Origin of the sequence: Sporolactobacillus pectinivorans (assembly GCF_002802965.1) — a bacterium.
In the GTDB taxonomy this organism is placed as follows: domain Bacteria; phylum Bacillota; class Bacilli; order Bacillales; family Sporolactobacillaceae; genus Sporolactobacillus; species Sporolactobacillus pectinivorans.
Genome location: NZ_NXGA01000001.1, coordinates 1518496 through 1530562, shown reverse-complemented (window position 1 = coordinate 1530562; position 12067 = coordinate 1518496). Strand labels below are relative to the sequence as shown.

Below are 12067 nucleotides of genomic sequence, written 5' to 3'. Positions count from 1 at the left end.
GATGAGCACGCTGTATGTCCACAGTCCGGCACTGGCTGACTGGCTGACAAAGTTTGCCGAAACGATGGAAACATTACGTTTTGAGAGGGGCCTGTTCTTGTGCCGAAATGGACGTGTCTGGGATTATCATGCGTCCGGCGGCGCTATCCACGCCAGTGTGGAAGATCGGCAGTCGTCTTTCTATGAAGTGGAAATAAACTGGAAAAACGGTATGGAGCACCCGGGCGATCCCGAATTTCGTCTCCCGGATCCTGCAAAAGGGCTGAGCACCCGCTGCACCTGCGGATACGGACCCAGACCCTGCGCACATGTCGCGGCGGCAATGATTTATAGAATCAATGATCTCGACAAAAAATTCCGTTCACGGAGATCTTCCCTCTCGCCTGTAACACCGGATTATGATGATGCTGCATACCGGCGGCTGCTTGCAAAATTCAGGGCAGAAGTTGAAAATATTTCCCCGACTTTTGAAAATTTTGATGCTGCCAAACTCCACCTGCGCCCTGACTTTCACGATCAGATGAGCCGCATTTCATCGCTCGTCATGGATAGGTACGGCCACAAGACATCAGAGTAACTTTAAATTTTGCTGAAATCCCTCTCATTCATTCGTTTTTGCAGTACGACAGTGTGCTAAATTATTTTTTACAATAAACCTATCCCATTTTTCTTGGTTTAAAGCTTGTTTACAGACAAATGCAGCCTTGTTGTCGCTCTTTGTTCGGGTTATAATGTCAGATACATATAGAGATTCGAATTTTTCGCACTGACTGAAAAAATTGAAAAATGCAGGTCATGGATCTTTTTTCAGGTCGGTGCTTGTATTTTTTTGATTATTGATTGACTGGGAGTGATGGGATTGGAGAAGGTGTCCATCGGCTTGCTGGGCTTCGGAACAGTCGGAACCGGAGTAGTCCGCCTGCTGACCAAAGAAAGAGAGAGGCTGGAAGCCAGGACCGGATGCAGGATACAGTTAAAGAAAGTACTGGTCCGGAACAAAAACAGGCCGAGGAAAGTTTTGATTGACAGCCGCAAGCTAACGACTAATGTTGCCGAAATTCTTGATGATCCTGAAATTGATATTATTGTTGAATTGATCGGCGGCATCGACCAGGCTTATCGTTATATACTTCGCGCGCTGCAGAACAGGAAAAATGTAATTACGGCAAACAAGGATCTGATGGCTTCCTATGGCGATGAGCTGCTTTTGGAGGCAAAAAAAAATCAATGCGATCTTTACTACGAAGCCAGCGTCGCCGGAGGCATCCCGATTCTGCGGACGCTCACAGATAGTTTGGCCGCCGACCGCATTCAGAAAATGATCGGTATTGTGAACGGAACAACGAATTACATTCTGAGTAAAATGAGCCAGGAAGGCCTGTCTTATGAAAAAGCCCTGTCCTCGGCTCAGGCACTTGGCTTTGCCGAAGCTGATCCGACATCTGATGTTGAAGGATTGGACGCCGCCAGAAAAATGGTCATTCTCAGCCATCTAGCCTACTCCATTCCGGTGACACTGGACGATGTAAAAATCACGGGGATTACGGATGTCACCCGGGAAGACATTATTTATGCAGGTAAACTTGGCTACACGATCAAGCTAGTGGGCATCTCTGAAGTCAACAATGGAGCCATCGATGTTCGCGTCGAACCGACCCTTCTCCCCGGTGGGCATCCGCTTGCCTCAGTTGAGAATGAGAACAATGCCATCTATGTATATGGTACAGCACTTGGTGAAACCATGTACTACGGCCCGGGCGCAGGGGAAGGACCCACTGCGGTTTCGGTGATGTCGGACCTGCTTTCAGTCATCAGGAACATGGCGCTGGGCGTGACTGGAAATCATATCTTCCTGCCTAAAAGGGAAATGCATGCCCGTAAGGACAATCTTGTAGAAAGCCAGTTTTTTGTCAGGCTTCACATCAAAGATGAACCGGGCTCATTTTCCAGGCTCACCGATTTGTTTAAGGAACAAGGGATCAGCCTGGAGAAACTGTATCAGGAACCGATTACCGGCCAGGACGCTGCAGAAGTTTCAATCATTACCCACCGTACAAATAAAATTCTTTTTGAGCAATCTTTTGAAATCATGAAAAAACTTGATGTTGTCCTGAATGCCAAATATTTCAGAGTTGAAAGGGGATAAAATGATGGTTTGGAAAGGTCTCATGGAAAAATATAAGGATGTTTTGCCAGTTACGGAGAAAACACCGCGTCTGACTTTACTCGAAGGCAATACGCCGCTGATTCCGCTGGATAAGCTTTCCGAAAAGCTGGAATGTGATATTTACGTCAAATTTGAGGGGCTGAATCCTACAGGAAGCTTTAAAGACCGCGGCATGTTCCTTGCCGTTGCAAAAGCTATGGAAAGCGGCAGCAAGGGTGTCATCTGCGCATCCACAGGAAACACTTCTGCTTCTGCAGCAGCGTACAGCGCCCGCGCCGGGCTCGACTGCATCATCGTCATTCCAAAAGGGAAAATCGCACTCGGCAAACTCGCACAGTCTGTCATGTACGGTGCCAAAATTTTCGAAGTCAATGGAAATTTTGACCAGGCCCTGGATATTGTGCGTTATACAGGCGCAAATTCCGATTACACGATCGTCAATTCAATCAATCCTTACCGCCTTGAGGGCCAGAAAACAGGTGCTTACGAGATCGTCGAACAGCTTGGTTCGGCACCGGATGTGCTTTGCATTCCCGTCGGCAATGCCGGCAATATTTCGGCTTACTGGAAAGGTTTCAAAGAATTGCGGGACAACCGGCGTGTCGCTCCTCCTGAAATTCACGGATTCGAGGCCGAGGGCGCCGCTGCGATCGCAAAGAATAAAGTCATTGAAAATCCGGAAACGATCGCTACAGCAATTCGCATCGGCAACCCGGCAAGCTGGAAACTGGCCGTAGCAGCAGAAAAAGAGTCTCACGGTGAAATTGATTATGTCACGGATGAGCAAATCCTTGAAGCGTATAAGCTGATCGCCCGGACGGAAGGAGTCTTTGCCGAACCTGCCTCCTGCGCTTCAATTGCCGGTCTTTTCAAACACATTAAAGCCGGGAAAATTAAAAAAGGATCCAAAATTGTATGCATACTGACGGGAAACGGGCTCAAGGATCCGGCGACCGCAATGGACACTCTTTCCATCGAACCGACGGTGATCAGCTCAGCAAAATCTGCAGTCGTTGATCATCTTCAGCAGGTGGCAAAATGACCGTTCCGTCGGCCTTTCAGATCAAAGTTCCGGGAAGTACTGCCAATCTCGGTCCGGGTTTCGATTCGATCGGTATGGCGGTCAGCCGCTACATCGTTCTGAATGCTGCCCGCTCGGATCACTGGCAATTCAATTATATGGATCAACCCGATTTTCAGCCCGCACTAGATGAGAATCTGATCTATCTAACAGCAAAGCAAACGGCCGATAGCTGCTGCGTTTCGTTGTCCCCTTATTCGGTCGACGTGCACAGCGATATTCCGATTGCACGCGGACTTGGAAGCAGCGCTGCCGCGATTATCGCAGGCATTGAGCTGGCTGATTTTTCGCTCGGTCTCGGACTTTCAGAAAGCGAAAAAGCCTGGATGGCCTGCCGATCCGAAGGTCACCCGGATAATGTGACCGCCTCTCTTTACGGCGGCCTGGTCGTTTCCTCCCAGTCAACGTCTGGAGTCAGCAGTGTGCGGCTGCCCGTTCCGGATTTTGATTTTGTAACGGTGATTCCGGATTTTGAGCTAAAGACCAGTGATGCCCGGAGCGTCCTCCCTACTTCGCTTTCTTTCCGTGAAGCGATCGAAGGCAGCAGCATTGCCAATGTTCTGATCTGCGCGCTGCTCAGCCATGATGGCGAACTGGCCGGAAAGATGATGGAAAGTGACCGTTTTCACCAGCCATATCGGACTAAACTGATCCCCGATCTGGACAAGATCTCTGATTTGGCCAGGAACTCCGGCGCCTATGGGACTTTTCTGAGCGGTGCCGGCCCAACAGTTATGTCACTGGCTTCAAGGGAAGACAGCATGGAGATCAGAAACCGTCTTCAGAAAGCATTTCCTGATTATGAATGTGCTGTGCTCAGTCCGGTCGCTCAGGGCGTTCAGGCTCATATTTCTTCCCCGACCTGGCATGGATCTAACTAACCAATGAGACAATTCACAGAATTAATTTCAGAGCACATAAAAGCCTCTTCATTTACCGAAAATAAGGCACATGAGGAGGCTTTGTTGATGAAAAGAGTAAAAATCGGCTGGGGTTTTATTTGCTTTTTCGCTGTTCTTTTCGCTGCGCTGTATGTCCTTTATCTTGTGATACATTCGCAATAACCAGACTGGATGATGCCTTGCAATCGTTTTCATTATTTTGCAGTAAAAGATCAACGGTGCGCCGCCACGCGGTCCATTGGATGCCCGGGTCTCTGAACGACCTGCTGTTTTCTTTTCACGACATTCGCGTAAAGGGCATCGATCAACGTCATTTGTGCGGCCCTGGCAACATAAGACTCAGATCGATAATCCGTTGGCACCGAAACTGTGTGCAGGGAAATATCCATCAGGTCGCCCAGTCCCGACTTCATAAATCCTGTCAGACCAATCGTCGGGCACCCTGCAGCTTTAGCCGCTTTAGCTACTTGCAACAGATGCTTATCGCTGGCAGAATAAGAAATAAATAGGGCTGTGTCGCGGCCGGTCAGTTGAGAAGCTGACAGCATCTGGAATTCGCCGTCACTCGGCGCGTAAGTCATCATGCCGGCACGCACAAATTTCCGATGAGCTTCCTGAGCAATGGTCGATGACCCGCTGCTGCCGAAAAAGGCGACACGCTCCGAGCGGCTCAAAAGTTCAACCGCCTTTTTAAATGGATCACTGCTCAGAATCTGGAATGTGTTCTCCAAAGTACGGATGTTGTCCTGAAAAACACGTTCTGCCAGGCCCATTATTTCATCATCCCGATATTTGTTTTCTTCCAGCTCCATGTGGCGGTTTTTTGCGATATCCGCCGCCAGAATAATTTTCATTTCCTGAAAACCTTTGAACTCCAGCCGCCTGCAAAACCGAAATACTGTCGCGTCGGCCACCCTGATACGCGCGGAGACTTGATTGATGCTGCTGTGAACGGTCTCTTCCGGATAACTTAAAATATAATCGGCAATTTTTCGCTCCTTCTCACTCAGATGCGAATAGGCTGACTGGATACGAATCATGCATTGACGTTCTGCCATAAATGAATCCCTCCCCTTCCTAATATTTTCATTGTACATCAAACGCTTACATTTGAAAATAATTTTCTGTAACCGTTTCCTTTTATTAAAGAAAACTTAACCGGGTTCCCCGGAGCATAGAGAGACCAAGACATGGCAAGAGATTGAACCGTTATTCTCTATGATCGTTTTTCTCTATTTCGATACTGATTCTGAACAACTGGCGGAACAGAAAAATCAGCTCGTCAGTCGGGAACGGCCCCTTATTCGCAGCTTTGATCCCGGCCAGAACGTTTTTTTCCCGGTCGGGATCCAGTTGATCAATTCCAAACTTTCTTTTTTCTTCCCCGATTTTCTGGACGATTCGGGCACGCTGATTCAGTAATGTAACCAGTTCCATATCTGTGCGGTCAATTTGCCGTCGCAATTCCTTTAGTTTCTGATCTGTCATCGTCGATCACCGTTCCTTCTCTAATCGCCTGATACTGTCTCTTCAGACTTTATTAATTGCAAAAAAAAAATTTTCCTCCAGAAAATGCACCGTATACTGATTATTTTAGCTTATGCTAGAAGAATTTGGGCTTTACATTTTAAATGCTACATGTTTAAATTGAATCAGTTTTATGGAATTGATCAGTGATAAAAGATTGAACGCAGGATTCTGTCCTGCCGTCCAATATCATGGCGGTCGGTCAGGTACCGGGCAAGTCTTGAAAGACAGTCCTTGTCGGTTCTGCGGAAGTCGTTTGCTGTCTCCTAAAATCCATCAGAACCCCGGCATCCTCCCAGACGTGGCAAGTTCGCATATTGGAAGAGAGGAACCCGGCCAGAGCAGCGGATAGCCGCAATCGCAATTTGAATGGTGCCAAGCACAAAAGACGTCCTGCTGAGGCAGGGCCTTTTTCTTGTTGCGACATATGTTAAAACATAAGCATAGGTTCAGCGCCGCTATGGCAGGATCCTTGCCGTGTTTTTCAGTCTTGCTTTCTGAAAGCCGGCTCCATGCCTCTCTGAGGGCCGTACCATTATGATCCAACCAGTCAAAGGAGTGTTTTGGATGATGTTTAAAGAAAATCTAGCCCATCTCAGAGCCTACGATCCGGGTCTCTCAGTTGAAGAGATAAGGAAAACTTATGGCCTTAATCGTATCGTTAAGCTCGATTCGAATGAAAATGTATACGGCGCGTCGCCAAACGTATCCAAAGCGATCGTCAATGCTGCACTTCTGCCTGCCCTTTATCCGGACTGTCGCGACAGTGATCTGCGCCGCGACCTCTCAAAAAGGCTCGGGGTAGCTGAAGAAGAGCTCCTGTTCGGCCTCGGTCTCGATGAAATAATCGTGCTGATCAGCCGTGCTTTTCTGGAGGCGGGAGACAATATTGTCATGGCCTGGCCGACTTTTTACGAGTATTACTGTCACGCCCAGATTGAAGGAGCAGAAACAAAAAAAGTCCCGTGCGACAAAGATGGCAAGCATGATCTGAAAGCCATGTCGCAGGCTGTTGATCCGTCAACAAAAATTATCTGGATCTGCAATCCGAACAATCCGACCGGGACTTACGTCAATGATTCAGAACTGGCCGGATTTGTCGAAAAAATCCCCGATGACGTTGTTATCGTGCTTGATGAAGCCTATATCGATTTTGTTAGTGCCACTGACTTTCCCCGCTCGCTTGACTTGCTGAAAAATCATCCCAATATGCTCGTGCTTCGAACTTTCTCGAAATCTTACGGTCTGGCTTCCTTCCGAATCGGCTATGCTGTCGGGCAGCGGCGGCTGATCGATGAAATCGACAAAGTCAGGCCGCCCTTTAACAATCCGAGACTCAGTCAGGTCGCCGCATACGCCGCACTGCAGGATCAGGAATTTGTGAAAGCCTGCGTCCAGAAAAACAGTGAAGTGCTGGCTATGACGACCGCTTTCCTTGATTCAAAAAATATTTCATACTTCCCAACGCAGGCCAATTTTATTTTTGTGAAAACAGATAATCCAAAAACCGTAGCAGAAAAATGCAAACAGAAAGGATTTCTGATTAACGCTTTTCAGGCCGGCGTCCGTATCACGATCGGAAAAATGGACGATATGAAGGAACTACTGAAGGTGCTTGAAGAGGCTATTTCTGAAACTTCTGCCGAACCCAGTCTCTGATCCAGATGAAACGGTGTTCATTGTTTATGTCAGAAAATATTAAAATATTTTTCTTTACAAAATTCGCAATTGCTGATACAATTTGAACACAATAAAAAATGTCATGATGAAGACAACAGGTTTTTGGGAACAAGCTTCAGAGAACCGGCATTCGCTGAGAGTCGGTGCTTTACCCATGAACCTTAGCACTTCGGAACAGATCGGCTGAACATCTAAAGTAGGCGGATCCGGCTTAGACCGTTATGACTTTGATGAAGGCTGCCCATGGTTTGCGGGCAGTGAATGAGGGTGGCACAGCGATTTCCACGCCCCTCGCAGCATGTTTTACATACTGCGAGGGGCGTTTTTATTTTACCAATATAGAAAAACAGAAGGGATGATTCAATTGTTTCTAGATCAGACTTATTTGTTTACTCCCGGTCCAACGCCTATTCCAAACCGGGTGAACGCAGCAATGGCTCAGCCGATGATCGGTCACCGGAGCCCGGACTTCTCTGTATTGATTGAGGATGTTGCCAATCGACTCAAACCTGTTTTTGGCACCCGGCACCCCGTCCTTGCGCTGACCAGCAGCGGCACTTCAGCTTTGGAAGCGGCCATCGTCAACACTGTATCCGAAGGCGACGACGCGGTTGTTATTGTCGCCGGTTCTTTCGGCGACCGGCTGGCAACCATTGCCGAACACTATGGCGTGAATGTTCACCGCCTGAATATCGAATGGGGGAAGTCTTGCGCCCCTGACCGGCTTGAGTCTTTTCTTGACGGACTGGCAGGCACAGCGATCAAAGCTGTATTCGCAACTTTTAACGAAACATCGACCGGCGTCCTGAACCCGATCCACGCGCTCGGCGAAGTTGTTGCCCGGAAAACAAATGCACTTTTTGTTGTCGACGGTGTCAGCTGCATTGGCGGTGTACCGGTGGACATGGAAGCGGATCACATCGACATACTGGTTACAAGCTCTCAAAAAGCGCTGATGCTCCCGCCCGGCCTGGCCTTCGTTGCTTTTAGCGACCGCGGGCTGAAGGCGATCCGCGAATGCCCGGCAAAACGTTTCTATCTTGATCTTAACCGCTACGTCAAAGCCTATGAGGAGCAGAAGTCAACACCCTTCACCCCGGCAGTCTCTCTGATCGCCGGAGCGCGCGAAGTCTGCTCGATGATTGAAGAGGAAGGCTGGGACAACGTAATTAAGCGTCATTATTTATTAAGAGATATGATGCGTGCCGGCATCCGTGAACTCGGCCTTCCGCTTCTGACTAGCGAAGAGGATGCCTCACCGACCGTCACGGCGGTAAAACCGGAGAACATATCCGCTCCAGAAATTCAGAAAACTTTAAAAAGAAATTTCTCCATTACGATTGCCGGGGGGCAAAAGCAGCTGAAAGGGAAGATTTTCCGGATCGGCCATATGGGTTACTGCACCCCTTTTGACGTGCTTAAAGTGCTCAGCGCTCTCGAATTGACACTCGCTAAATTCGGTGAACATCCGGAACTTGGAGCTGCAGTGAAAAAGGCGGAGGAGGTTTGGATCCAGCATGTTTAAAATTATTGTTACCGATGCAATTAGTGAAACCGGCCTTCGCGCACTGCTCAGCAATCCGAAATTTGATGTTGAGCAGGCAACGGGACTGACCCCGGCAGAACTCATTGATAAAATTAAAGACTATGACGCTCTGATCGTGCGCAGCCAGACAAAAGTAACGCGTGAAATCGTCCAGGCCGCCGATCATTTGAAAGTGATTGCCCGGGCCGGGGTGGGCGTCGACAATATCGATATCGATGCCGCGACGGAAAAAGGTGTGATCGTCATTAACGCTCCTGCAGGAAATACAATCGCGGCAACTGAGCACACGATGGCGATGATGCCTCGCACGCANAGGTGTGATCGTCATTAACGCTCCTGCAGGAAATACAATCGCGGCAACTGAGCACACGATGGCGATGATGCTGGCTCTCGCACGCAATATTCCGCAGGCTTACGGCTCTCTGACCGCCGGCCGATGGGACAGGAAGCTCTATAAGGGCGTTGAGCTCTATCAGAAAACGCTGGGCGTTGTCGGTATGGGCCGGATCGGAACAGAAGTAGCCAAACGCGCCAAGGGTTTCGAGATGAATATCCTTGGCTATGATCCGTTTCTAACGGAAGACAGAGCTAAAAAGCTGGGCATTATCAAAGCGAGTCTTGATGACATTGCCGCACAGGCAGATTTTATCACCGTCCATACGCCGCTGACTGCAGAAACTCGCGGATTGATCGATGCCGATTATCTTGCCCGGACAAAAAAAGGGGCCCGTCTGATTAACTGCGCGCGCGGCGGAATCATTGATGAACAGGCATTGGTCGATGCCGTTAACAGCGGACACGTGGCCGGAGCGGCCATAGATGTGTTCGAGCATGAGCCGCCGGAAAACGCGGGACTGACACAAAACCCACGCATCATCGTCACGCCCCACCTCGGTGCTTCAACAGCCGAAGCGCAGGAAAAGGTTGCCCAATCAGTCAGCGAAGAGATTGTTGGCATCTTCGAATCGGGCAGTGTGCAGCATGCGCTTAACTTGCCGCATATCTCGGCTACCGTGCAACAGAAAATCAAGCCGTATCTCACTTTAAGTGAGCAGATGGCGGAATTGCTGATGCAAATTTTCAAAAAAGCGCCGAAAAAGATTAAAATTAATTATTACGGCGAATTATTTCTCGAAGACACCGGCCTTCTGACACGCCAGATGATTAAGGCACTGCTCTCATTTTATCTGGAATCTTCAATCAATATTGTGAATGTTATGCAAGTTTTAAAGGCGCACAGTCTTTCATACAGTGTGCAGAAAAATGCCGCACACAAAGGATTTACAAATTTTATTGAGCTTGAGATTGCCCATGGTGACGACACCGCAGCCATCGCCTGCACCTATCTACCTGGCTTCGGCGGCCGCATCGTTTCAATTAATGGCTATCGGCTCGACATGGAACCTGAAAAATATCTACTTTACATCAGTCATGTCGACGTTCCGGGCATCATCGGCAACGTTGGTACAATGCTTGGCAAAGGACAGATCAACATTGGCAGTATGTACGTCGGGCGTCAGGCAGTCGGCGGCAAAGCGGTCATGATTCTCACCGTTGACAAACCTGTCCCCGAGATTGTCCGGCAAGAGATCCTTGCCATTCAGGATCTCCACGATATCCAGTTCGTCGAGATTGACGTGCCGGATGGGGAAAATTGATCAAACAATGAAACATTGCGAATATGAAAAAGACATCTCTGTGCAAACCACGGGGATGTCTTTTTTTCGAATGTTTGGCTATTGACCTATTCAATGCAACTTAAGAATCGGTGCATTCTTAATGATTCGGGCCTGCTTTAGATTTTCGGTTTCGCTTTTTCGCGATCCGGTTCTGATTTTTTGTGTTTTAGCTCAAGTTTGGCCCGATTTGGTTCGAGTTCCACTCTATTCATCCGACTTTTTTGCGATTCGGTTCAAGTTTCGACCAATTGGGCTCGACTTCCGGCAAATAGGCTCACAGATTGTTTCCATTATTTTTCCATCAATTTAAGCGCCAAATCCCTGATGTCAGCAACTGAATCCAGAATAAAGTCTGCACCGTTTGCTTCCAGCTCTTCGCGCGCCTTCTTCCCCGAAAGCCCTGTAAGGACCCCGGCAAACCGGCAGCCGATCTGCCGGGCGCAGAGCAAGTCGGCCAGAGAATCCCCGACGATCAGCGTTTCATTTCCATTAGGCAGTTTTTCCGGTTCCCGCGTGGTCCAGCGTCGAACATCGCTGTTTTTACCATGGTAGGAAAGCAGATAAGTAAACGGGTGCGGTTTTGCCAGCGGTGCCGCGTCATATTTCTTTTCCGCAGCCAGCACTTCATCCGCCGTCGCAATATGGTTTTCATCGAGCAGTTCGAGCCAGCGCAGATAGCCAAAAGGCCTATATGTCTCAAGGTGCGGCCGCCCCGTCGCAATCCCGATGTCTGCACCTCTTCCTGTCAGTGTCCGGAACATTTCCCTAATCAGTCCCGGATCAGCCAGTGTGACTTCCTCATTCATAAAGCCAGCTTTCCCAGTTTGCGCTGAGGGAATTCCTGTTGAAGCAAAAACATTTTCATCCCCGATGTACCATTCCTGTGACGCATGTTCACCAATATGCCAAAGCGTGCTTTTCGGACGAAAAACATCGGTTTGAATGCCCAAACGTTGTTCGGCCAGATCATTCAGATAGAGAATCAGCCCCTGGCGGGTAGCATCCGTTTCGGAAAAATCAGTCAGGAAACGGTCAAAATCAGGTTTGACCGGATACATCTGAAACCAATTTCTGAACTGATTCATCGCCTCCCTGCCGATTGGTTTTTGCAGCCATACCACTGCCTCATGCCTCACACGATCAGGCAACTGCGAAACAAGATGAATCAGCTGAACGGAAAAAGTGACATAGATCATGTCCCAATTGGCATTCATTCCACGCGATTTCATGAAATTAAGCACCTGGTCGTTAAGGAAAACTTTCGCACGGATATCGGCAATTTCTCGATCGCTGTACTCGGTTCTGAAGTCTCTATCCTCACCCAGACCCAGATAATTTTTGCTCATCAGCAGTTCCCGAACAGTGAGCGCCGACGCATCGAAGTAGCGCTCTTCACTGAGAAAAACGCCGTCCACATCAAATAAAATCGTTTTTAACATTACTTCACCGCCCCCTCGCCATTTTTATCAGTTTAACATAAGAGCG

Annotated in this window: 9 protein-coding genes and 1 pseudogene; 7 read left to right on the top strand and 3 right to left on the bottom strand. The window is 48.6% G+C overall.

Translation table 11 applies throughout. The features are described from left to right. Nucleotide 1 precedes the first annotated feature (1 nt). From COP04_RS07380 to thrB, 4 genes are all read left to right on the top strand, one after another. Entirely contained in the window at nucleotides 2-577 is a 576-nt protein-coding gene (locus tag COP04_RS07380; RefSeq protein ID WP_100487380.1) for an SWIM zinc finger family protein, read from the top strand. 282 nt (nucleotides 578-859) lie between these two features. Beyond that, nucleotides 860-2146, top strand: coding sequence for a homoserine dehydrogenase (locus COP04_RS07375; RefSeq protein ID WP_239984798.1), 1287 nt, complete (start codon nucleotides 860-862; stop codon nucleotides 2144-2146). A 4-nt stretch (nucleotides 2147-2150) separates the two neighbouring features. Next, a complete protein-coding gene (thrC, locus tag COP04_RS07370) occupies nucleotides 2151-3209 on the top strand; it encodes a threonine synthase (protein ID WP_100487378.1) in 1059 nt (352 codons plus the stop codon). Next, a complete protein-coding gene (thrB, locus tag COP04_RS07365; RefSeq protein ID WP_100487377.1) occupies nucleotides 3206-4129 on the top strand; it encodes a homoserine kinase in 924 nt (307 codons plus the stop codon). Before thrC ends, thrB begins: the two co-directional genes overlap by 4 nt. A 233-nt stretch (nucleotides 4130-4362) precedes the next feature. Here the strand turns inward: thrB and COP04_RS07360 are convergent, their stop codons facing one another. Then, entirely contained in the window at nucleotides 4363-5208 is an 846-nt protein-coding gene (locus COP04_RS07360) for a MurR/RpiR family transcriptional regulator (RefSeq protein WP_100487376.1), read from the bottom strand. 151 nt (nucleotides 5209-5359) lie between these two features. Next, nucleotides 5360-5638: a chorismate mutase gene (locus COP04_RS07355; RefSeq protein ID WP_100487375.1), complete on the bottom strand. Its 279-nt coding sequence runs from the start codon at nucleotides 5636-5638 to the stop codon at nucleotides 5360-5362. A 606-nt stretch (nucleotides 5639-6244) separates the two neighbouring features. Here COP04_RS07355 and hisC point away from each other — a divergent pair. The 3 genes and pseudogenes from hisC (at nucleotide 6245) to serA (ending at nucleotide 10561) form a co-directional block, all read left to right on the top strand. After that, nucleotides 6245-7336, top strand: a complete 1092-nt coding sequence (hisC, locus tag COP04_RS07350; protein WP_193437399.1) for a histidinol-phosphate transaminase — start codon at nucleotides 6245-6247, stop codon at nucleotides 7334-7336. A 376-nt stretch (nucleotides 7337-7712) separates the two neighbouring features. Further along, a complete protein-coding gene (locus COP04_RS07345; RefSeq protein WP_100487374.1) occupies nucleotides 7713-8882 on the top strand; it encodes a pyridoxal-phosphate-dependent aminotransferase family protein in 1170 nt (389 codons plus the stop codon). After that, a pseudogene (gene serA / locus COP04_RS07340) lies at nucleotides 8875-10561 on the top strand (phosphoglycerate dehydrogenase). Before COP04_RS07345 ends, serA begins: the two are co-directional and overlap by 8 nt. Nucleotides 10562-10872: 311 nt before the next feature. Here serA and COP04_RS07335 read toward each other — a convergent pair. Further along, the gene (locus COP04_RS07335) at nucleotides 10873-12021 is read right to left on the bottom strand and encodes an HAD family hydrolase (protein ID WP_100487373.1); all 1149 of its coding nucleotides are present in this window, start codon (nucleotides 12019-12021) and stop codon (nucleotides 10873-10875) included. Nucleotides 12022-12067: the final 46 nt, after the last annotated feature.

Bases quoted from the DNA above. Each gene is read 5' to 3' on its own strand.
- thrB (WP_100487377.1), top strand. From the start codon at position 3,206: ATGACCGTTCCGTCGGCCTTTCAGATCAAAGTTCCGGGAAGTACTGCC.
- COP04_RS07335 (WP_100487373.1), bottom strand. From the start codon at position 12,021: ATGTTAAAAACGATTTTATTTGATGTGGACGGCGTTTTTCTCAGTGAA.
- COP04_RS07380 (WP_100487380.1), top strand. From the start codon at position 2: ATGAGCACGCTGTATGTCCACAGTCCGGCACTGGCTGACTGGCTGACA.
- COP04_RS07355 (WP_100487375.1), bottom strand. From the start codon at position 5,638: ATGACAGATCAGAAACTAAAGGAATTGCGACGGCAAATTGACCGCACA.
- thrC (WP_100487378.1), top strand. From the start codon at position 2,151: ATGGTTTGGAAAGGTCTCATGGAAAAATATAAGGATGTTTTGCCAGTT.
- COP04_RS07360 (WP_100487376.1), bottom strand. From the start codon at position 5,208: ATGGCAGAACGTCAATGCATGATTCGTATCCAGTCAGCCTATTCGCAT.
- hisC (WP_193437399.1), top strand. From the start codon at position 6,245: ATGATGTTTAAAGAAAATCTAGCCCATCTCAGAGCCTACGATCCGGGT.
- COP04_RS07345 (WP_100487374.1), top strand. From the start codon at position 7,713: ATGATTCAATTGTTTCTAGATCAGACTTATTTGTTTACTCCCGGTCCA.